20 protein-coding genes are annotated in these 22188 nt (G+C 66.6%); 8 read left to right on the plus strand and 12 right to left on the minus strand.

Annotated features, from left to right (window positions below):
• Positions 1–104: 104 nt before the first annotated feature.
• The 6 genes from D3874_RS09085 to D3874_RS09110 all read left to right on the plus strand — a co-directional run bounded on the left by D3874_RS09085 (position 105) and on the right by D3874_RS09110 (position 5694).
• On the plus strand, positions 105–1085 hold the full coding sequence (locus D3874_RS09085; RefSeq protein WP_119777804.1) for an ABC transporter substrate-binding protein: 981 nt from the start codon (positions 105–107) through the stop codon (positions 1083–1085).
• On the plus strand, positions 1082–1825 hold the full coding sequence (locus D3874_RS09090; RefSeq protein WP_119777805.1) for an ABC transporter ATP-binding protein: 744 nt from the start codon (positions 1082–1084) through the stop codon (positions 1823–1825). Before D3874_RS09085 ends, D3874_RS09090 begins: the two co-directional genes overlap by 4 nt.
• The gene (locus D3874_RS09095; protein ID WP_119777806.1) at positions 1822–2607 is read left to right on the plus strand and encodes an ABC transporter permease; all 786 of its coding nucleotides are present in this window, start codon (positions 1822–1824) and stop codon (positions 2605–2607) included. Before D3874_RS09090 ends, D3874_RS09095 begins: the two co-directional genes overlap by 4 nt.
• A 32-nt stretch (positions 2608–2639) precedes the next feature.
• Entirely contained in the window at positions 2640–3893 is a 1254-nt protein-coding gene (locus D3874_RS09100; RefSeq protein WP_119777807.1) for an esterase-like activity of phytase family protein, read from the plus strand.
• Positions 3894–4009: 116 nt separating this feature from the next.
• On the plus strand, positions 4010–4816 hold the full coding sequence (locus D3874_RS09105) for a crotonase/enoyl-CoA hydratase family protein (protein ID WP_119777808.1): 807 nt from the start codon (positions 4010–4012) through the stop codon (positions 4814–4816).
• Positions 4813–5694: an alpha/beta fold hydrolase gene (locus D3874_RS09110; protein WP_119777809.1), complete on the plus strand. Its 882-nt coding sequence runs from the start codon at positions 4813–4815 to the stop codon at positions 5692–5694. The genes D3874_RS09105 and D3874_RS09110 overlap by 4 nt, the downstream gene beginning before the upstream one ends.
• A gap of 152 nt (positions 5695–5846) precedes the next feature.
• On the opposite strand, the gene D3874_RS09115 is transcribed toward D3874_RS09110, so the two are convergent.
• From D3874_RS09115 to D3874_RS09150, 8 genes are all read right to left on the minus strand, one after another.
• Positions 5847–6734 carry an SDR family oxidoreductase gene (locus tag D3874_RS09115; protein ID WP_119777810.1) on the minus strand — a complete coding sequence of 296 codons (888 nt, stop codon included), beginning with the start codon at positions 6732–6734 and terminating at the stop codon, positions 5847–5849.
• A gap of 133 nt (positions 6735–6867) precedes the next feature.
• On the minus strand, positions 6868–8190 hold the full coding sequence (locus tag D3874_RS09120) for an RICIN domain-containing protein (protein WP_119777811.1): 1323 nt from the start codon (positions 8188–8190) through the stop codon (positions 6868–6870).
• 199 nt (positions 8191–8389) lie between these two features.
• Complete coding sequence (locus D3874_RS09125) at positions 8390–9601, minus strand: NADH:flavin oxidoreductase (RefSeq protein WP_119777812.1); 1212 nt, start codon at positions 9599–9601, stop codon at positions 8390–8392.
• A gap of 76 nt (positions 9602–9677) precedes the next feature.
• Positions 9678–9878 carry a hypothetical protein gene (locus tag D3874_RS09130; protein ID WP_158595911.1) on the minus strand — a complete coding sequence of 67 codons (201 nt, stop codon included), beginning with the start codon at positions 9876–9878 and terminating at the stop codon, positions 9678–9680.
• A 148-nt stretch (positions 9879–10026) separates the two neighbouring features.
• On the minus strand, positions 10027–10821 hold the full coding sequence (locus D3874_RS09135; RefSeq protein WP_119777814.1) for a hypothetical protein: 795 nt from the start codon (positions 10819–10821) through the stop codon (positions 10027–10029).
• A gap of 21 nt (positions 10822–10842) precedes the next feature.
• Positions 10843–11499 carry a trimeric intracellular cation channel family protein gene (locus D3874_RS09140; protein WP_119777815.1) on the minus strand — a complete coding sequence of 219 codons (657 nt, stop codon included), beginning with the start codon at positions 11497–11499 and terminating at the stop codon, positions 10843–10845.
• Between the two features lie 4 nt (positions 11500–11503).
• Positions 11504–12649 carry an acyl-CoA dehydrogenase family protein gene (locus tag D3874_RS09145; protein ID WP_119777816.1) on the minus strand — a complete coding sequence of 382 codons (1146 nt, stop codon included), beginning with the start codon at positions 12647–12649 and terminating at the stop codon, positions 11504–11506.
• Between the two features lie 85 nt (positions 12650–12734).
• Positions 12735–12992, minus strand: coding sequence for a hypothetical protein (locus D3874_RS09150; RefSeq protein WP_119777817.1), 258 nt, complete (start codon positions 12990–12992; stop codon positions 12735–12737).
• 448 nt (positions 12993–13440) lie between these two features.
• Between D3874_RS09150 and D3874_RS09155 the strand changes: the two genes are divergently transcribed.
• The gene (locus tag D3874_RS09155; RefSeq protein WP_147385591.1) at positions 13441–14439 is read left to right on the plus strand and encodes a hypothetical protein; all 999 of its coding nucleotides are present in this window, start codon (positions 13441–13443) and stop codon (positions 14437–14439) included.
• Between the two features lie 16 nt (positions 14440–14455).
• On the opposite strand, the gene D3874_RS09160 is transcribed toward D3874_RS09155, so the two are convergent.
• From D3874_RS09160 to D3874_RS09175, 4 genes are read right to left on the minus strand one after another with little or no spacing between them, the layout of a single operon-like run.
• On the minus strand, positions 14456–15667 hold the full coding sequence (locus D3874_RS09160) for an ABC transporter permease (protein WP_233559886.1): 1212 nt from the start codon (positions 15665–15667) through the stop codon (positions 14456–14458).
• A complete protein-coding gene (locus tag D3874_RS09165; protein ID WP_119777819.1) occupies positions 15664–16362 on the minus strand; it encodes an ABC transporter ATP-binding protein in 699 nt (232 codons plus the stop codon). The genes D3874_RS09160 and D3874_RS09165 overlap by 4 nt, the downstream gene beginning before the upstream one ends.
• Before the next feature lie 4 nt (positions 16363–16366).
• Entirely contained in the window at positions 16367–16705 is a 339-nt protein-coding gene (locus tag D3874_RS09170) for an efflux RND transporter periplasmic adaptor subunit (protein WP_119777820.1), read from the minus strand.
• A complete protein-coding gene (locus tag D3874_RS09175; protein WP_119777821.1) occupies positions 16699–17538 on the minus strand; it encodes an efflux RND transporter periplasmic adaptor subunit in 840 nt (279 codons plus the stop codon). The genes D3874_RS09170 and D3874_RS09175 overlap by 7 nt, the downstream gene beginning before the upstream one ends.
• Before the next feature lie 422 nt (positions 17539–17960).
• On the opposite strand from D3874_RS09175, the gene D3874_RS09180 reads away from it, so the two are divergent.
• Positions 17961–21989, plus strand: a complete 4029-nt coding sequence (locus D3874_RS09180) for a beta strand repeat-containing protein (protein WP_158595912.1) — start codon at positions 17961–17963, stop codon at positions 21987–21989.
• Positions 21990–22188: the final 199 nt, after the last annotated feature.

Genomic DNA, 22188 nt, shown 5'->3' on the forward strand with positions numbered 1-22188 from the left:
GATTCCGGCCTTCGCCGGAATGACGTTCTGTGGTTTCCAGGTTCCGCTTGCCCATCCCATCCCACGCCTTATCCTGTTTGCATCCAAAACGGTGGAGTGCGGGCATGCTGGGGCGATTGGCGGGATTGGTGATGGCGGCTGCCCTGGCGGCGGCGCCGGCGGTGGCCAAGGACAAGGTGGTGTTCGGCACCAACTGGCTGGCCCAGGCCGAACATGGCGGCTTCTACCAGGCGGTCGCCGACGGCACTTACGAGAAATACGGGCTCGAGGTCGAGATCCGCATGGGCGGGCCGCAGGTGAACCATTCCCTGCTGCTGGCGGCCGGCAAGATCGATTTCAACATGGGCGGCGAGGGTTACGGCGCCCTCAACTATGTCCAGAACAACATCCCCGTCCTGGCGGTCGCCTCGATCTTCCAGAAGGAGCCGCGGGTGCTGATCGCCCACCCCGATACCGGGGCGACCGACCTCGCCTCGCTGAAGGGCCGGCCGATCATGCTGTCGAAGGATGCGATGCAGACCTTCTGGCTGTGGCTGCAGCACACCCAGGGCTATACCGACGATCAGGTGCGGCCCTATAATTTCTCGCCTGCCCCCTTCATGGCCGACCCCAGGATGGTGATGCAGGGCTACCTGTCGTCCGAACCCTTCACGGTGCAGAAGGCCGGGGTGAAACCGGTGGTGATACTGCTGGCCGACTATGGTTACGACACCTATTCGACCACGATCGAGGTGAAGCGCGACTTCGTCGAGAAGCATCCCGACGTGGTCCAGCGCTTCGTCGATGCCTCGATCATCGGCTGGAAGACCTATCTGCATGGCGATCCCGCCAAGGCCAATGCCGCGATCAAGGCCGCCAACCCTGAAATGGACGACGAGCAACTGGCCTATGCCATCAAGGTGCTGAACGAGCACGGCATCGTCGAATCCGGCGATGCCCTGACGCTGGGCATCGGGGCGATGACCGATGCACGCTGGAAATCCTTCTTCGACGGCACGGTGAAGGTCGGCATCTACCCGGCCGACCTGGCCTTCGCCAAGGCCTATTCCCTGCAATTCGTGAACAAGGGCGTCGGCCTTAAGTGAGCCTGCTTAAGATCGCGGGCCTGTCCCACCGGTTTCCCGGTGGGACACAGGCGCTGCACGGTGTCGACCTGGCCGTGGCACGGGGCGAGTTCCTGTCGATCCTGGGGCCTTCGGGCTGCGGCAAGTCCACCTTGCTGCGCCTGATCATGGGGCTGGAACAGCCCAGCGCCGGCGCTCTCGCCTGGGCGGGCAGGCGGCCCGAGATCGGGGTGGTATTCCAGGAGCCGACCCTGATGCCCTGGGCCAGCGTGCTCGACAATGTCGCCTTGCCCCTGCGCCTCAAGGGCGTGGCCAGGGCCGAACGGACCCGCGCCGCCCAGGCGGCGATCGAGCAGGTGGGGCTGAGCGGCTTCGAGCGGGCCGTGCCGCGGGAATTGTCGGGTGGCATGAAGATGCGTGTCTCGATCGCCCGGGCCTTCTCGGCCAAGCCCGACCTGCTGCTGATGGACGAGCCCTTTGCCGCCCTCGACGAGATCACCCGCCTGCGCCTGGACGACGAGCTCTATGCCCTGTGGGCGAGGCTTGGCCTGACCGTGCTGTTCGTGACCCACAGCGTGTTCGAGAGTGCCTATCTCTCCAGCCGCATCGTGGTGATGGCGCCGCGCCCTGGACACCTGGTGGCCAGCCACGACACCGCTCATGCGGCGATGGGGGCGGCCTTTCGCGCCTCGGCCGACTATGCCGCGACCTGCGGCCGGGTCTCGGCCAGTCTCGCTGCCGCGATGGGCCAGGCGGCATGAGCCATGCGCAGCGCCTGGCCCCCCTGCTGGTCGCCCTCGTGGTCCTGGGCGCCTGGGAGGCGATGGTCCGCATCAACGACCTGCCACCCTATATCCTGCCCGCCCCGTCGGTGATCGCGGCCAGCCTGTGGAACGACCGGGTGATCCTGGCCTCGTCCCTGCTCGTCACCTTGCAGATCACGCTGGCGGCCCTCGTCACCTCGGCCGTGACCAGCCTCCTGCTGGCCGTCGTGTTCGTGCAGAGCCGGTGGATCGAGCGCAGCCTCTACCCCTATGCGGTGATCCTGCAGGTGACGCCGATCGTGGCGATCGCGCCCCTGGTGCTGATCTATGTCGAGGATCCTTTCGCGGTGATGCTGGTCTGCGCCACCATCGTCGCCTTCTTCCCCATCCTGTCGAACACCATGTTCGGGCTGCGCTCGGTCGATCCGGGGCTGGAGGACCTGTTCCGCCTGCAAGGGGCAGGGCGCTTGCAGACGCTGTTCCTGCTGCGCCTGCCCTCGGCCCTGCCGCATTTTCTGGTGGGCCTGCGCATAGCCGGGGGCCTGGCCCTGATCGGGGCGGTGGTCGCCGAATTTGTCTCCTCGACCACGGCCGGCGGGGCGACGGGCCTGGCCTGGCGGATCATCGAGGCGGGGCAGCGGCTGAACGTGCCACGCATGTTCGCGGCGCTGGCCCTGATTGCCGTCGCGGGGATTGCGATCTTCGGGCTTCTCACGGCACTCTCGACACTCAGCCTGCGCCGTTGGCACGACAGCGCGAGGCGAAGGCAAGAGCGGTAGAATGAACGCCCAGGGAGTAAACGTGATTCGCCATGCCGGCCAAGCTGATTGAAATACGCCGCATCGCACTGCCCATCCGGCCTTTCGACCTGGGCAAGATCGTCGGTGCCGAAGGCCGCGAGTTGCGCCTGTCCCTGGGCATCGGTTCCGGCCTGTCGCGGCGCCCGGGCGATCCGCCGGGCAAGCTGTTCGCCATCACCGACCGCGGCCCCAACATCCCTTGCGACGAGGCGTCCAAGATCCTGGGGAACGGGGCGGACGTGCTGTGCGCCGGCGACGGCGACGCCAAGATCTTTCCCCAGCCGGATTTCCAGCCCTCGATCATCAGCCTGGACATCAGCGCCATCCGCATCCGCCTGGCGGCGCGCATCGGCCTCAAAGACGCCAAGGGCGAGCCGATCACCGGCCTGCCCAACCCGCGCGACCCCGAACATGCCCGCGAGATCGAGCAGGCCTTCGACCTGAAGGGAAATCTGCTGCACGGCGATCCCGGCGGGGTCGACCCGGAGGCGATCGCCGCCGCCCAGGACGGCACCTTCTGGGTGGGCGAGGAATACGGCCCCAGCCTGCTGCATGTCGCGGCCGACGGGACGGTGATGGAGCGAATTGTCCCCAAGGGCGTGGGCAAGTTCTATCGCAAGGCGCCCTATCCGGTGCGCGAGCGCCTGCCCGAGATCTGGGCCAAGCGCCGGCTCAATCGCGGGATCGAGGGGCTGACCCTGTCGCCCGACGGCCGCTACCTGCATTTCGTCACGCAAAGCCCGCTCGAACACCCGGTCCCTGAAGTGGCCAAATGGTCGCGCAACATCCGCATCGTCACCTTCGACGTGAAGAAGCGCGAGGTCGAGTGCGAGCATCTCTACCGCTTCGAGCGGCCCGTCGCCTTCCGTGGCGACCCGGGGGCGGAGCGCAAGGATGTGAAGGTGGGCGACATGACCTCGGTCGGGCCCTACGACCTGCTCGTGGTGGAACGGGTCGACCGTTCGTCCAAGATCTTCCATGTCCGCCTGACCGCCGACATGCGCCTGGACCCCGCCTGGATGGACCCGGAGCGCCGCCCGACCCTGGAGGAGACCGACGGCCGGGCCCTGCGGCGCTTAGGGGTTCCCATCCTGGAGAAGCGGCTGATCGTCGATTCCGATCGCGAGCCCGGCCTGCCGGCCAAGCTGGAAGGCATGACCTGGATCGACGAGCGCACCCTGGTGGTGATCGACGACGACGACTTCGGCATCAAGGACGACCGCAGCGCCGTCCACCTCCTGCGCTTCGACGCCCCGATCATCTGAAATGAAAACTCAAGCCAACGTCGTCATCCCGGCCTTGAGCCGGGATCTCGTGACCAGCACGCAATCTTGTTGAAAGATCCCGGCTCAAGGCCGGGATGACGCCTTAGGGAGGCATCATGACGTCAACCGACCCGGTGCTGTGGGAACAGGATGGTCACGTCGTCCGCCTGGTGATGAACCGGCCCGAGACGCGCAATGCCCTGGGCTCGCTCGAGGAACTCGATCATTTCGTCTCGCTGTGCCAGCGCGCCAACGACGACCGTTCGGTCCGCGCCGTCATCCTGACGGGCAAGGGCAGCGCCTTCGCCGCCGGCGGCAATGTCAAGGACATGCGCGACAAGGTCGGTATCCTGGCGGGCATCCCCAAGGTCCAGCGTGACAGCTATCGTCGCACGGTGCAGAGGCTGGCCCAGGCGATCCGCAATATCGAGGTGCCGACCATCGCCGCGGTGAACGGCCCGGCCATCGGCCAGGGCTGCGGCCTGGCCTGCCTGTGCGATATCCGCATCGCCGGTGAGGCGGCGAAGTTCGCCGTCTCGTTCCTGAAGCTTGGCCTGGTGCCGGGCGACGGCGGGGCCTGGATCCTGCCACGTCTCATCGGCTCGGCCCGGGCGGCGGAGCTGTTCTTCACCGGCGACCTGATCGATGCCGCCACCGCCAGGGACTGGGGCCTGGTCTCGCGCGTCGTGCCGGATGCCGAACTGGCGGCCGAAGCGAGCGCCTTCGCCGGCCGCATCGCCGCGCAGCCGCCCGACGTGCTGCGCCTGACCAAGCGCCTGCTGCGCGAGGGCGAGCGGGCGCCTTACGAGAGCGTGCTGGAAATGTCGGCCGCGTTCCAGGCCCTGGCCCATCACACGGACGATCACGACGAGGCGATCGCCGCCTTCTTCGAGAAGCGCCCCGGCCGGTTCGAGGGCCGATGATGATCCAGATCCCGCTGACCGCCTGGCGCGCCGGCGGCCGCAGCTTCGACTACCGCGGCCATCGGATCTTCTGGCAGGCGGCCGGCGAGGAGGGCAAGCCGGCCCTGCTGCTCATTCACGGCTTTCCCACCGCCTCGTGGGACTGGGAAGCGGTGTGGCCGGCCCTGAGCCGGCACTTCCGGCTGCTGACCCTGGACATGATCGGCTTCGGCTTTTCGGCCAAGCCGCGCGCCTATGATTACTCGATCCTCGACCAGGCCGACCTGTTCGAGGCCTTCCTGCGCCGGCAGGGGGTGGGGCGCTATCACATCCTGGCGCATGACTATGGCGACACCGTCGCCCAGGAATTGCTGGCCCGCCAGGGCGAGGGCGGGCACCGGCCGCAGATCCTCAGCGTCGGCCTGCTCAACGGCGGCCTGTTTCCCGAGACCCATCGCGCGGTCCTGACACAGAAGCTGCTGTTGTCGCCGCTCGGGCCCCTGGTCGGCCGCCTGGGTAACAAGGAGCGGCTCACCCGGACGATGAGCCGCCTCTTCGGGCCAGGCACGCCGCCCAGTGCGGCGGTGATCGACGGCTTCTGGCAATTGATGTCGGCCGGCGGCGGCTCGCGGATCATGCACAAGCTGATCCGCTATATCCCCGAGCGCCGCCGGCATCGCGAACGCTGGGTCGGCGCCCTGCAGCGCTCGCCGGTGCCGCTGAAACTGATCGATGGCGCGGTCGATCCGGTGTCCGGCGCCCACATGGTGGCGCGCTACCGCGAACTGGTGCCCAGCCCCGATGTCACCATGCTGAAGGAGGTCGGGCACTACCCGCAGGTCGAGGCGCCTGAGGCGGTTTTGGCGGCCTATCTCGAATTTCGGGCGCGCCTGGCCTGAACGAAAACGGGGCCCGGAAGGGCCCCGCAGTCTTCTTGCGTCATCCCGGACGGAGCGCAGCGCAGATCCGGGATCTCAAGACCAGTGTTCTCGATGCTTTCGCGTCACAAGATCCCGGCTCAAGGCCGGGATGACGAGAAACGCACAATCGATTACGAGGCGAAGATGGTCGCCAGCTTCTCGTTCGACGAGAAGGCAGGGGTGGCGCCGCTCATGTCGCTGATCTTGTCCCAGGCGGCGGCCACGTCGTCGACGGTCGCATCGGCGCCCAGCTTGGCACCCGTGCCCTCGACGATCTGCACCACCGAGTAATAGCCGGCACCCGCTTCCAGGATCACGCCGTTGGGGCTGTTTTCCTGAACCAGGTGCAGCACGCCCGAGGTGACCAGTTCCGGCTTCAAGGTATCGAGAACCGCCGGCGGCAGCAGGTTTTCGGTCATGCGGGTGGCGGCGACCGGCGCGATGGTGTTCACGCGGATGTCGTTCTTCTGGCCTTCCAGCTTGATCGTGTTCATCAGCCCGACCAGGCCCAGCTTGGCCGAGCCGTAGTTGGCCTGGCCGAAGTTGCCGTAGAGGCCCGAGGCCGACGAGGTCATCACCACGCGGCCATAGTTGTTGGCCTGCAGGTGCGGCCAGGCCGCCTTGGTGACATAGACCGAGCCCAGCAGGTGGACTTCCAGCACCAGCCTGAAGTCGGCGAGCTCGCCCTTGGCAAAGCTCTTGTCGCGCAGGATGCCGGCGTTGTTGATCAGGATGTCCAGCTTGCCATAGGTGTCGATCGCGGTCTTCACCAGGGCTTCGGCGGTCTCGGGCGTCGACACGGAATTGGTGTCGGCCACGGCTTCGCCGCCCAGGGCCTTGATTTCGTCGACGACGCGCTGGGCGGCACCCGCCGAACTGCCCGACCCATCGACCGCGCCGCCCAGGTCGTTGACCACCACCTTGGCGCCACGGGCCGCCAGGGCGAGGGCGTGGCTGCGGCCCAGGCCGCCGCCGGCGCCGGTCACGATGGCGACGCGATTGTCGAAACGGATGCTCATTATCAACTCTCCTCGGTCTTCTGGTTCTGCGCAGATAAAACCCGGTGGGTTCTTTGCGCAGTGCGAGCAGAAGGTCAAGGGGAACGGTTGCCGCGCACCGCGGCGGCGGCGGCGCGGCTGGCCGGGCAGGCGGCTATTGCAGGGCCCACCAGACGGCGCTCCACCACCCGGGCTGGATGGGTCCAGCCTGCAGGGTGCCGGTTTCGATGTGCAGGTAGTCGTTTTCCCGCCAGCGGTTCCTGATCCGCACATAGCGGCCGCCTTCCAAGGGCTCGATCAGCCACATGGCGCTCCACCAATCGGGGCTGATCGGCCCGGCTGCGACGGTGCCTGACTCCACGTGGATATAGTGGTCGGGTTTCCAGTGGTTGCGGAAGCGGACAAAGGGGGTGCCGGCGACCGGCTCGATCTGCCAGCGGGCGCTGAGCCAGTCGAGCAGGATCGGGCCGGTGGTAAGCGCCCCGGTCTCGATGTGCAAGAAGTCGCCGGCCCGCCAGGCGCTGCCGATGCGGGCGGTGGTGCCTTGCCCGGCGCCGCCGGTTCCCGTCCCACCCCGGCCGATCACGTTCATGGTCAGCAGCAGGTTGACGTCGGGGCCGCCCTTCTGGCGCACGATGATCGGCACCGAAGCGGGGGCGTCGGGAACCGTGGCCGAGTCGTAGCAGTTGGCCCCGGTCCCCTGTTGCGACGGGCAGGCAAAGACCAGCAGGCTCCAGTTGTAGGGGCTATCCCATTCGAAGACGTCGTGCGATCCGGCACCCAGCACCTGGAGCCCGCTGGGGTGGTTGCCGAAAGTATCGATCGCCGCAGGCATCAGGACCTCGACCGGCGCGGACGTGTTGCGGCGCCACCTGGTGATGACGATATTGCAGATGATCGACGGAAGGGCGGAGCGGACGATCTCGCTGGGGCAATCCAGCACCGCCTCCAAGGTTTCCGCCGGCATCTGCGGGGGCAGGGGAGGCGGCATCCCGCCGGTCGTGCCGCCGGCCGTGTTGGAGACGCGGTAGCGGTAGATCACATGCGGCCCGAAGGAGGCGCCGACCAGGAGTTCGGCGATCGAGCCGTCGGCAAGCCCGCTCCGCGGCCTGACGGTGAGCGTGGCGCTGCCCGACTTGCTCTCGCCGACTTCGGCCAGTACCAGGATGCCCGGCGGGTTCTCGACAATGTCGAATCCGCTGCCGCCGACTTCGCCGCCGGCCTGGATGCGGGCGGCAGGCCCTTGCACCTGCACATTGACGGTGATCGAGAAGCCCGTCGCATCCATGGTGGCCGGCGGTGCCGACCAGGCGATCTGGCCGGCATAGGCGCCCTGGGGCTCGCGCAGCGAGATTGCTCCCGGGCTGACCTGGACCCAATGGCTTCCGGTCTGGTCCGGCACCGTTTCGACCAGTTCGAGATAGGGCGCCTGCTGGGCCCGTGCGCCCGGCGCCACCAGCAGCCAGGCTGCGACCACCGCCAGGGCCAGAAGGCAGGCAACGAGCCTATTCGCGTGTACAGGCGCGCCCGAACGGGCGCTGTGTCCCCACCCAGCAGGCATGTTTCCCTCCCCCAGGAAAATGCAGCCGACGATGTGGGTCATCGTCCTCCTGTGCTGGCGGCCGTGCAAGCCGGACCGGCCCCGTTTTGCGCGCAAGGCCCCGGACGAACCTGCGTCAAGCCGTATGGAGCAGGCACCTTGTCCCCTCCGGCTGGCCGATGGTGCCGACGCAGGCGTTGCAGTGGTTGCAGGGGCTGACGTGGCCGGGGTTGGTGCGCAGGGCTTGCGCGAAATCGGGGTCGTGCAGCAGGGCGCGGCCGATCGAGACGAGATCGAAGCCTTCCTGGTTTATCGCCCGGGCGATACCGTCAGCCGAGGTGGCGCCGCCCAGGTAGATCAGGGGTACGTCGACCGCCGCGCGGACACGGCGGGCCTGGTCGAGGAAGAACAACTCGGTGAAAGGATCGCTGCGGAATACCCGGCGGCCGATCAGGCGCAGCATGGCGCGGAACAGGGGGTTGGCCTCGCCCTTGATCACATAGTCGATCGGGTTGGCGCCGCGGAACAGGTACATGGGCGTCTTGCTGACGAAGCCGCCGCTCATTTCGATCGCATCGATGCCGCCCTGTGCCAGCAGCTTGCAGGCCTCGACCGCTTCGGCCGTCTCCAGGCCGCCCTTGAAGCCGTCGGCCAGGTTGATCTTGGCGATCAGCGGCACCTGGTCGCCCACCGCCTTGCGCACGGCGTCCAGCGCGCGCAGGGGCAGGCGCATGCGGTTGGCGAGCGAGCCGCCATAGTCGTCGCGGCGCTTGTTGGTGGCGGGGCTGATGAACTGGCTGAGCAGATAGCCGTGGCCCATGTGGATTTCCAGCGCGTCGAAGCCGACCCCGACCAGGATGCGGGCGGCCCTGGCGTAATCGGCCAGCAGCGCCTCGAAATCCGCGCTGCCCATGGCATCGGCGAAGGGGATGCCGGCCAGGACGCCGTAATCGTTGAGCCGCGCCGATGCCCCCTTGGGCCGGCGGCTACGTACCGGGCGCAGCCGGGTGAAGGCGCCGCAATGGGCAAGCTGGCCGGCAATCGCGCCGCCATGGGCGTGGACCGCGTCGGAGAGCCGGCGCAGCTCGCCCGAAATCCCCTCGTGCATGTGCATCTGGTTGGCGAAGGTGCGGGCGTCGGTCGAAACGGCGCAGTAGGAGACAGTGGTGAGCGCCGTTCCGCCCTGGGCGACGCCGGCGTGGAAATCCGCCAGTGCCACGCTCGGCACGCCGCCGGGCGAGCGGCTTTCGAAGGTCGCGGCCTTCTTGAGGCGGTTGCGCAGGGTAAGCCCGGCCAGGCGCACAGGCTCGAACACCCGGGCCATGTCCGGCGCGGTTCCTGTTGCCATGGCGGATCCCCCTTATCGTTATGGGGGTGACAGTGCCCGGCCGGTGCCCCGGCGGCATCGTCCGCTTGGAGGGGGCTCAGCTACCCCGGAGGCGCTTGGCGTTGGCGGTCGCCGGGCCGTGCCAGGGCCGCAAGGCCGAAGCGATGGCGGCCGGGCCGGTGCGGCCGGACACCAGGATCTGGGTCGAGTGGCTGAGGGCGAGAAGCTTCTCGACCGTCATCCGCTGATACTCTTCCACCGTGCAACTCCCGGTCATCATCAGGAAGGTTCTGTGCACAATGGTTTCCCACGATGCCATGGCCAGTTCTGCCCATATCAGGGGCAGGGCAACTGCCGCACGAGTCTGTCGATCGTTCATTCGATCAGGATCGTTCGCCGGCGGGACGATGGGAAGCCCTATTCGCAGGGTGAGGCAGGATGTCCTCTCAAGCCGTGAGCGAGTTCGACAGGGCTTCGCGTTCCTGCTTGGTGAAATCGACCCAGCGCAACTTGGCGTCCAGCGGCATGGCGACCGAACCATCGACGGTAACACCCAGGATCAGCCCCTTGTCGGCATCGAGGACGACGGGCTTTGCCCGGCGCGGCACGGCCCACACCCGGCGCACCGGCGCCCCGTTGTGATCGACACCGGCGACCGCCCATCCCTTCGGGCCGCGGCCTTCCAGGCGCAGCATGGTGGGCCGCATCGGCTTGTCGCGCAGGGCAGCGCGCAGCCGGCGCCCTTCACGCAGCCGGCCGAAACCATAGCGCAGCATGCCCCAGGCCAGCAGCGCGAACAGGGGGATCGACAGGCCCAGGGTGATCGCCCGGTTCCAGAAGGTCTCCAGGGCCAGGTCGGTGGTCAGATATTCCGGCCGGGCGGGATCGGCCATCACCATGGCGCTGTAGTCCCCGGTGTGCAGATCGACGAAATAAATCGTGGTTTCGTGTTCGAGCTTGGGCTGACCGGGCCGGTAAAGCGTCAGCGTCGCGTTGCAGGTCACCAGGACCAGATGGGTCTTGCATTCGCCCTCGGCGATCTGGCTATTGGGGGAGGGCTGCGCCGTCTTGCGGATCGACCAGTCGGCGAGAAGATCGGGGATCGGCGGCACGGTGATCACCACGAAGCCGCCCAGCACCAGCACGGCGACCAGGATCGACCACAGGCTGGAGGCGAGCCCCGTGCCGGGCGGCCGGGCCGTCAGCGGGCGGCTGGGAAAGACCAGGCCTTTCTCGGACATCGAACGCTCCCTCGATGGACGCTACTTGCGGAGTCTGCGCCGTGGCACGGCCAAGGTCCACTGGCGATAGAGGCCCAGCAGGCGCAGCGCCACGCACAATGCCGCGCCGATCAGCATGGTGGTCAGCGCCGGCAGCCCCACCCAGGCGCCGAGCGTTACCACGATCCCGCCGGCCAGGGCTGCCACCGCATAGATCTCGGACTGCAGCACCAGGGGCGTGCGGGTCACCAGCACGTCGCGCAGGATGCCGCCGCCGATGCCGGTGATCATGCCGACCACGGCGGCCATCAAGGGATCGACACCGTAGGCCAGCGCCTTCTGGGTGCCCGCGGCCGCGAACAGGCCAAGGCCGATGGCATCGAACAGGCGGACCGGCCATTTGATCCGCTCGACCCAGGTCTGGGCATAGATGGTGAAGGTGCCGCCCACCATGGCGATGGCGAAATTGTGCCAGGAGGTCAGCGTCTCGGGCGGCGTCGCCCCCAGCAGCAGGTCGCGGGTGATGCCGCCGAACAGGGCGGTGACGAAGGCCAGCATCAGCACGCCGAACAGGTCCAGGCGCTGGCGCAGGGCCAGCGTCGCGCCGCTGATCGCAAAGACGAAGACACCGATCCCGTCGAGCAGCAGGATCAGTACCTCCGCCGGGTATTCGAGGATGATCGGCGCCTGGCCCAGCATGGGATCAGGCCCGTGTCAGGCCGCGCGCGATGACCATCTGCTGGATCTGGCTGGTGCCTTCATAGATCCGGAAGATGCGGACATCGCGGTAGAAGCGCTCGATCCCGTAATCGGCCACGTAACCGGCACCGCCATGGATCTGCACCGCGCGGTCGGCGACCCGGCCGACCATTTCCGAGCAGAAATACTTGGCGCAGGCCGCCTCGGTCGAGACATTCTCGCCGGCATCGAAGCGGCGGGCGGCATCGCGCACCATGCATTGGGCGGCATAGAGCTCGGTCTTGCAGTCGGCCAGCATGGCCTGGACCAGTTGGAACTCGCTGATCGCCTGGCCGAACTGCTTGCGCTCGCGGGCATAGGCGATGCTGTCTTCCAGCAGGCGGGTGGCGACGCCGACACAGACCGAGGAGATGTGCAGGCGGCCGCGGTCCAGCACCTTCATCGCGGTCTTGAAGCCCTTGCCCTCGATGCCGCCGATCAGGTTGGCGGCGGGCACCCGGGCATCCTCGAAGATCACGTCGGCGATCTTGGCACCCTGCTGGCCCATCTTCTTGTCCGGCTTGCCGACATGGACGCCCGGGGTTCCGGCCTCGACCGCGAAGGCGGAGATGCCGCCGGCGCCCCTGTTGCCCGCATCGGTGCGCGCCATCACGGTGAACAGGCCGGCATGGGGCGCGTTGGTGATGTAACGCTTGGTGCCGTTCAGGACATAGGTATCGCCGTCCAGCCGCGCGCTGGTCTTCAGCGAGGCGGCGTCCGAGCCCGCCTCGGGCTCGGTCAGGCAGAACGAGGCGACCAGCTCGCCGGTCGCAAGCTTCGGCAGGTACCTGGCCTTCTGCGCCGCCGTGCCATCGATCACCAGGCCCTGGCTGCCGATGCCGACATTGGTACCGAAGGCCGAGCGGAACGCGGGCGAAGTCTGGCAGAAGGTGAACATCACCTCGATCTCGTCCGACAGAGACAGGCCCAGGCCGCCGTATTCCTCGGGGATGGACAGGCCGAACAGGCCCAACTCGCGCATCTCGGCGATGATCTGCGCCGGGATCGCGTCATCCTCGGCCACCTTGGCCTCGATCGGGCGCAGGCGTTCGCGCACGAAGCGGCCCAGGGTCTCGATGAACTGCGCCCGCGTCTCGGCATCCAGCGCCATGGCGCCTCTCCTCGTTTTGTTTTTCGCCGCCGGAGTGAAGCATTCCGGCGCCAAGCGGGGAAGGGGCGTTTCGCCGGGAACCTGCCTACTTCAATCGATCTGCAGGTGGCCAGGGATCGTCATCGCCGGGTGGAACATCCGGCACGCGGTCGAGCACGGCGCGCGCCTTGTCCAGGTCGGCACGAGCCGCCCGTTCCTTCAGTGTGGTCCGTACCTCGCCCACCTTCTCTGCAATAGCGGCAAGGAAGAATTGGTTCAGCGACGTTTCGCTCGCGGCGGCAACTTCCTTGGCCTGCTCCATCAGGTAAATCGGCAGGCGCAACGGGTAGGACGACGCACTCATTTCCTTTCTCCTCCTGCGATGTGGGAGCCAAGGTGTTGCAAGTATTCGCCGGGCCGTCGAACGATCAAGCCGAATTGCTTCTCGGCGACTGAGAGACTGTTTTGAAAATCCTGTCTCGCCGAGAGGCCGGGCGTCCTTCGACAGGCTCAGGATGAGGAGAATCTTTGTGGCAGAAAGATTTTCCTCATGGTGAGCCTGTCGAACCACGCAACTCGGCTGTCCGAGCGGCTCAGCGACGGGCGGGGCAAGTTTTTCGAAATAGTCTCTATGAGGTTCGTATCGAAAACATACGCGGGGGATATCATATACGATGTCAGCCTCAACGAAAATGGTGTCTTCCACTCGTACCTGAGCGCGCCGATGGCGCCTCTCCTGCTTTGGTTTTTCGCCGCCGACGTGAAGCATTCCGGCGCAACCAGGGAAGGAGCGGCAATTACACGATACAGGCTTGCCCTATCTTTTCGGGTCGCAGATGATGTGGGAATTCAACTTATCGGATGTGGTGGCGATGCGAACGGGGGCTCTGTCCGGCATCTTTGTTGGTGGGGTTCTGCTTCTGGCGGGATGTGCCGCCGATCCAGGGGGACCGGCCGGTGCCGTCGGCGGAACCTCGGACCCGCGTGTCGCGCTGGGCGAGGAATGTGCCCGGGCCGTGTCGGGACCGGACAAGGCCGCGCTCTCGATGGTGGAGCAGGGGCTGATCGTCGGCCCCGATCCGGTACCCGATATCCTGAGTGACCCGCAACGGCGGGCGAGGCTGGACCTGCCGGTGGTCAAGGCGGCTGCTCGTTGTCTGGCCGTGAAGAATTACACGGCCTATAGCCGGCTCGCCTTTTCCTACAAGGACGAGGCCGAGTTCTGGGGCCTGCTTGACCTGGCGATGATCCGAATCCGCAATGGCGACAGCATGCTCGTATCGATGCTCCAGATGAAAAACTATTGGTTGGCATCGCAAGGCAGGGTCCTGGGGAAACCGCCGCTTCGCAACCTGTCCGAAACAGCGGCGCTCCTGGCCTCCTACATGTATGTTGTGGCGTTGGCCGATGGGGCGAAGTGCCCCAACCGGCAGATTGCGGCGACCCGAATCCCGGTCCTGCTTGTCGAGGCAAAGCCCGTCTTCGCGAGCCTTGCGGGGCGATCGGCCGATGAACTGCGGCGGCTTTCGGACATGGTACTTGCGCTTGAGGCGCGTACCCTTAGCTGGCGCCGGGATGATGCCGTCCTCTGCAATGCGTCACCCGAGGCCTTGGCCTCGATGAGGTTCTACGAGACGAGTACGCCAGGTGATGCCCAACGTTGGGATCAATCCATTCGTGCGCTGACAGGACCGGGCGGCTGGCCGCCGCAATCCGACGAGCAGAGCCTCGCCGCGTTTCGCGAAGGCGTTCGTCGGAATCTTCCCAGTGTGCTGCGCGACGTCTCAGGGAAGGCGGCCGCCACGCCCTGAGACGCGAACCAGCGCGTTACTCGTGCCGGAGCGCGTCGATGGGGTCGAGCCGGGCCGCGCGGCGGGCGGGGAAGAAGCCGAAGACGATGCCGACGAGGCCCGAGAACAAGGTCGCCAGGACCACCACGCCCGGGTCGATCAGCAGGGGCAGGCCGAGGAGCTGGGTGCCGACGGCGGACAAGGTCAACCCCAGGACGACGCCGATCATGCCGCCGAACAGGGACAGCAGCACGGCTTCCGACAGGAACTGGGCCAGCACCTCGCGTTCCAGGGCGCCGATGGCGAGGCGGATGCCGATCTCGCGGGTACGCTCGGTCACCGCGACCAGCATGATGTTCATGATGCCGATGCCGCCCACCAGCAACGAGATCGCGGCGATGGCGCCCAGAAAGGCGGTCAGGATGACGGTGACGCCGCCGATGATCTTGGCGATTTCCGAGACGTCGTTGACCTGGAAATCGTCGGTCTTGTTCGCTGTGATGTGGCGGCGCTCGCGCAGGATCGCCTGAATGTCGGTCTTGACCTTCGGCGTCGCCTCGGCGCTGGCGGCCGAGATCATGATCAGGCTGACGTCCTGGGAGCCGGAGACCCGGCGCTGGAACGTCTTGAGCGGCATCATCACCAGGTCGTCCTGGTCGGTGCCCAGGATCGACCGGCCCTTGGCCGTCAGGGTGCCGATGACGGTGCAGGGGAAGCCCGCGATGCGCAAGGGCGCGCCGATGGGATCCTGGGCGCCGAAGATCTCGCGCACCACGGTCTGGCCGATGACGCAGACCGAGCGGCCCGAGCGCAGTTCGCCGTCGTCGAACGGCCGCCCGGCGCTGAGCGCCCATTCGCGCACCGCCAGGTAATTGGCGTCGGTGCCGATCGCCGTTGTGGCCCAACTGGCACTGCCCAGGACCACGGGTGCTGCGGCGGTCGAGACGGCGGCGACCGCCAGCACGTCGGGCACGTCGCGCTCGATGATGCGGACGTCGGCCAGCTTGAACGGCGGTGCCGCCTGGGGCGGGCCGCCCTTGCCGGCATTGCCCGGGGCCACGATGATCAGGTTGCGGCCCAGGCTGGAGATCTCGTTGGTGATGCTGGCGGTGGCACCCTGGCCAAGCGTCACCAGGGCGATCACCGCGGCGATGCCGATGACGATGCCCAGCGTCGTCAAGGCCGACCGCATCAGGTTGCGCCGCAGCTCCTGGAACGCCATGCGCAGGGTGGCGGCAAAGGACATCATGCCGGCACCCGGTCGGCGCGCACGTCCGAGAGGATGCGGCCGTCGAGGAAGCGGATCTGGCGGCTGGCATAGGCGGCCATGTCGGGCTCGTGGGTGACCATGACCACGGTGATGCCCTGGCCCTGATTGAGGTCGGTCAGCAGTTCCATGATCTCGCGGCTGCGCTCGGAATCGAGGTTGCCGGTGGGCTCGTCGGCCAGCAGCAGGGCCGGGCGGGTGACGATGGCGCGGGCGATCGCCACGCGCTGCTGCTGCCCGCCCGACAGCTCGGCCTGGGTATGGCGCTCGCGGCCCTTGAGGCCGACCATTTCAAGCGCCGCGGCGGCCAGTTCGCGGCGCTGGGCCTTGGCCATGCCGCGATAGACCAGGGGCAGTTCGACATTGTCGAGGGCACTGGTCCGCTTCAACAGGTTGAAGCCCTGGAACACGAAACCCAGGTAGTTCCGGCGCAGCAGGGCGCGCCCGGTGCGGTCGAGCGTCGTCACCTCGATATCGTTGAAGCGGAACGAGCCCGAGGTCGGCGTGTCGAGGCAGCCGATGATGTTCATGGTGGTCGACTTGCCCGAGCCGCTGGGCCCCATCACGGCGACGAACTCGCCCGCCGCGATGGTCATGTCGATGCCGTCGAGGGCGATCACCTGCGCCTCGCCCTCGCCATAGACCTTGCGGATATTCGTCATGCTGACCAGGGTCATGGCGTCAGCGGGCCGGGGTTTCGCGCTGGATGTCGACGATCACCTGGGCCCCGGCCGCCAGGCCGGCGCCGGAAACCTCGGTCAGGCGGCCGTCGCTCAGGCCGATGGTGACGATCAGCGGCCTGGGGGTGGCGTCCTCCAGCAACCAGATACGCCGCTGGTCGGGCGGCAGCTTCTCCAGCGGATCGATGGCGGCATCGGCGGGGGTGAAGCGCAGGGCGCCGTTGGGCACCAGGAGGACGTCATTCCGCACGGCGCTGATCACGTCGGCGGTGGCGGTCATGCCCGGGCGCAGCAGCAATTCGGGATTGGCGACCCTTGCCAGCACCTCATAGGTCACCACGCCCTGTTCGCTTTTGGGGCGAGGCGCACCGAGGTGAGTTCGGCATCGAACAGCCTGGTCGGGTAGGCATCGACCGAGAAGCTGGCCTTCTGGCCGACCGCGACATGGCCGATGTCGGCCTCGTCGACGTCGAGATACAGCTCCATGGCTTTGAGGTCGCGGGCGACCTTGAACAGCACGGGCGTCTGCAGGCTGGCGACCAGGGTCTGGCCCAGTTCGACATCGCGGGAAATCACCACGCCGTCGACGGGCGAGCGGATGGTCGCCTTGTCGAGGTTGGAGCGGTCGGAGGACAAGATCGCCTCGGCCACCTTCACGCCGGCTTCCGCCGCCTGCTTGGCGGCGCGGGACCGGGCCAGTTCGGCGATATCGATATCCCGGGCCTGGGCCGAGACCACGCTGGTGCTGGCCAGGGCCTGGGTGCGCCTGGCCTTGGCTTCGGCCAGCACGACGGCGGATTGCGCCTCGGCCACGGCGGCCTGGGCCGACAGCAGGTTGGCCTCGGATTGCTTCACCTTGGCTTCCAGCAGGGCAGTGTCCAGGCGGGCGAGGACCTGGCCGGCCTTGACCTGGTCGTTGTAGTCGGCCAGCAGTTCGACGATGCGGCCGGTGATTTCGGCACCGACTTCGACCTGGTCGACCGGCTGGATCGTGCCGGTGGCGCTGACCGACACGGTCAAGGTGCCCTGGCTCACGGCCTGGACCTTGTACGGCGAGGTGGTGCTGTGGGGCCAGAAGATCAGGCCCAAGACGATTACAAGCGCCACGCCACCGACGATCCAGGGCCAGCGGCGGCGACGGGGGGCGCCGATCAAGCCAATGTCATTCGTCATTCTCTAGGGCTCCGCTGGGCACGCTGCTCGGACGGGCGCCACCATGGCATGGCATACCGCTCCTGAAAATACGCGGCGGGCTCGTATTTCCTGCGGTGCTTTGACCGGGGAAGCCGGCGCGGCCGTGGCGGCTGAAATGAATCTGACACTTATGTCATGATGTCATGTTGCAGCGCGGCGCATTTTTCTTTGCGCCGCTTATCTCGCGCTGCGGGATCCGAGTATCGTCCTTGTTAGAGGTATTCCAATTACCGTCAGGTATTTTGTCACCACAGTGGATGCATACCGGCTGAGGGGGGTTCAGGCGATTTTTTTACGAAACGAGCATGATATAGTTGTGCCGACAAGTAATGGCGTCGGCGGGCTGCGTTCATGAAGCGCGGGGGGAAACCGCCGACCAAAATAATGGTCGGGGGGCCACCATGGCGATCATCAACGGCACGACAAACGACGACGTCCTGAACGGGACGGCGGATCCGGACGAAATCAACGGCCTGGAAGGCAACGACACGCTCGACGGGGCCGGCGGCGCCGACATTCTGCGCGGCGGCCTGGGCAACGACATTTTCATCGTCGATGCCGGCGACACGGTTGAGGAGAAAGCCAACCAGGGCACCGACGAGGTCAAGACAGTCCTGGCGACCTTCACCCTGGCCAGCTATCTGGAAAACCTGACCTTCACCGGCGCCGGCGCCTTCGCGGGCACCGGCAACAGCGTCGCCAACATCATCTTGGGCGGCACGGGCGCCGACGACCTGCTGGGCAACAGCGGCAACGACACGCTGGTGGGCGGCAACGGCAATGACGAGTTGAACGGCGGCCGCGGTTCCGACCTGATGCAGGGTGGGGCCGGCGACGATACCTACAGCGTCGACAGTGCCGGCGATGTGGTCGACGAGGGCGGCGGCAGCGGCACCGACCTGGTGAAGACCACGGCCACCCACACCCTGTCGGCCGGTGTGGAAAACATGCTGATGCAGGGCACCGGCTCGATTACCGGTACCGGCAATGACCTTGCCAACACCATGACCGGCAACACGGTCAACAACCGCCTCTATGGCCTGGTCGGCAATGACACGCTGACCGGCGGCACGGGCGACGACACGCTGGACGGCGGCGACAACGACGACACGCTGAACGGCGGCGGTGACAACGACACCTTGCTGGGTGGGGCGGGCAACGACTCGCTCGATGGCGCCGCGGGCGACGACGACATGCGCGGCGGGGCGGGCGACGACACCTATTTCGTCGATGCGGCCGGCGACACGGCGAGTGAGACCGGCGGCAGCGGCACCGACACGGTGCGCAGTTCCCTCGGCTTTACCCTGGCGAGCGGGGTCGAGAACCTGATCATCACCACCAGTGCCGCGGTCAACGGCACCGGCAATAGCGGGATTAACACGCTGACCGGCGGCTCGGGCGCCAATGTCCTCTCAGGGCTGGGCGGCGACGACACGCTGATCGGCAATTCGGGCAACGACACGCTGGACGGCGGCACCGGCGCCGACACCATGCAGGGCGGCTCGGGCAACGACACCTATATCGCCGACAACGCGGGCGACACGGCGGACGAGACCGGCGGCGGCGGCTCGGCCGATATCGTCCAGGCCTCGGTCAGCTTCACCTTAGGGACGGCGATCGAGCAATTGACCCTGACCGGGACCATGTTCATCAACGGCACCGGCAACGACCTCAACAACATCATCATCGGCAACACCGGTAACAATATCCTGTCCGGCAACGAGGGCGTCGACACCCTGACCGGTGGCGACGGCCACGACACGCTGGACGGGGGCACCGGCAACGACAATATGACGGGCGGCCTGGGCAACGACACTTATGTCGTCGACGCTTCCGATACGATCACCGAGGCGGCGGCCGAGGGCACCGACACGGTGCGCACCAGCCTGGCCGGGTTCACGCTGGGCACCAATTTCGAGAATCTCGAGTTCACCTTCAACTTCGGCGCCACCGGCGTCGGCAACGCGGCCAACAACGTCATCACCGGCGGCGACGGCAACGATCAACTGACCGGTGGGGCCGGGCAGGATACGGTCAACGGCGCCGGCGGCGACGATATCCTGAGCGTCACGGATCCCAGCCACTATGTGGCGGGCGAGGTCTATAACGGCGGCGCCGGCACGGACCGCTTCGATTACAACGGCGGGGGCGCCGTGCTGGACCTGGCCCTCGCCACCTTCACCGGCATCGAGCAGCTCTCCTCCAATGCCACCGAAACCCAGGCGACGGTTGCCAAGCTGGGCGCCTTCACCGACACGATCGGCGTCGCGGATGCCCGGCTCACCAATGGCGGCAGCCTCGTCATGGCGACCCAGTCCAGCATGTACCTCAGCACCTTGTACCTGGCCAACACCGCCACGACGGTCGATGTCAGTGCCTTGACCAATTACGGCTTCACGGCGATCCAGGGCGGCACGGCGGCGGATACGCTGTCGGGCGGCCTCAACGGCGATTCGCTGCTGGGCAACGGTGGTAACGACACCCTCACCGGCAACGGCGGTTCGGACACCCTCGTCGGCGGCCTGGGCAAGGATACGCTGAACGGTGGTGACGGCGACGATACGCTGCGCATCGACGATGGGGCGGAAATCGTCGCGGCGGAGGCCTACAACGGCGGTGCCAATTCCGATCTGCTTCATGTTGCGGGTTTCGTTGCCCTGGTGGACCTGTCGGCGACGGTGATCAGCAACATGGAACAGCTGGTTTCCAATGCCACCGAGACGCGCCTGACCACGGCGCAGTTCGCCGGCTTCAGTGACTACTTCGCTGCCGGCGAGGTCCGGCTGATGACGGGCGGAACAGCCAATCTGTCCACGGTCTCTGGCGTATCCGCGACTGTCCTGCACCTTTCGAACGCCGGCAACACGATCGACCTCTCGGGTATCACGATCTATGGCTTCGGCAGCATCCAGGGCGGAACGGCCGGCGATACCGTCATCGGCAACGTGGTTGCCGATACGGTGGCCGGCAACGACGGCAATGACACGCTGAGCGGCGGCGGCGCCGCGGACTCATTGAACGGCGGCAACGGCGACGACACGTTGAATGGCGGGGATGTCGGCGACAATCTCACCGGCGGCGCCGGCATGGATACGATCAACGGCGACGACGGGGATGACTATTTCTATGTCAATGCAGCTTCGGAATTCGTCGCAGGGGAGGTCTACAACGGTGGCGCTGGCGTGGACCAACTTCAGTTCGCAGCTCTTGATCCACTGGTCGACCTGTCGGTTGCGACCGTGAGCGGCATGGAGGGGCTCTACTCCAACACGACCGAGCTGCGGATGTCGACCGCGACCTTCACCGGCTTTACCAATTACATCAGTACCTACGAGATCCGCCTGCTCGACGGCGGCACGGCGAACCTGACCGGCCTGGTATACATGGGCATCTCGGTCCTGCATCTTTCGGATGCCGGCAACACACTCAATTACGGCGCCCTGACCAATTACTCGGTGGCGGTGCAGGGCGGCAGCGGCAACGATACGGTGACTGGCGGCTACAACAATGATGTGATCCATGGCAACGGCGGCGACGATACGCTGACGGGTGGTGCCGCCGGCGATCAGCTCTACGGCGAGGCGGGTAACGACACGATCAACGGCGGGGCCGACGGCGACTACATGTCGGGCGGCGCAGGCAACGATACTTATTTCGTCGACAGCGGCTTGGACAATGTCGACGACCAGGGCGACGGCACCGACCTGGTCAATACCACGCTGGGCTACACCCTGCCGGTCGACATCGAGAACCTGACCCTGCTCGGCACCGGCGGGTTCAGCGGCTTCGGCAATGCCCTCAACAACCTGATCATCGGCAACAGCGGGGCCAATTCGCTCTACGGCCTCGACGGCAACGACATCCTGGACGGCGGCACGGGTAACGACACGCTGCGCGGCGGCCACGGCGACGACATCTACATCCTGGACAATGCGGGCGACGTGGTGAACGAGGCGGGGGCCAGCGGCAACGACACGGTCCGCGTCAATTTCGCCAGCTACACCCTCGCCAGCGTGTTCGAGAACCTGGAGTTCCTGACCACGGCGGCGTCCACCGGCGTGGGCAATGCCTCGGCCAACAAGATCACCGGCAATGCCGGGGCCGACAACCTGTCGGGCCTCAACGGGAACGACACGCTGACCGGCGGCGGCGGCAACGACACCATGGACGGCGGCCTGGACACCGACAGTTTCGTCTTCGCCGCCGGTTCGGCTGCCGACACCATCAACAATTTCGGCGACGGCCAGGACAAGCTCGACGTCGCCGGCTTCGGCTATCACTCGCTGGCCGAACTGACCGGCGGCGGCGGGTCGATCGCGGCCGACGGCGGGGATACGCTGGTGACCTTCAACGGCAGCGGCGACAGCGTGCGCCTGGTCGGCATTGCCCACACCAATGTGACCGCCGCGGATTTCCTGTTCGCGGCGTGAACAGTCCCCCTCGCCATTTACTCGTGGACGGCGAGTGGACGTCGAACTTCTGGCGGGGGCTCTCAACGCTACTCGACCCTGCTGCAAGAGTTTGAGCGCGCGTTCGCTTTTCCAAGACCTATGTCCGGTGTCGCGCCCAGGTTTTAACTTCGGCGCGATCGTGTTTTGTCGAAACCCTTGAAGGTATATTGTTGATCGA

The sequence above is a fragment of the Oleomonas cavernae genome, from assembly GCF_003590945.1.
In the GTDB taxonomy this organism is placed as follows: domain Bacteria; phylum Pseudomonadota; class Alphaproteobacteria; order Zavarziniales; family Zavarziniaceae; genus Zavarzinia; species Zavarzinia cavernae.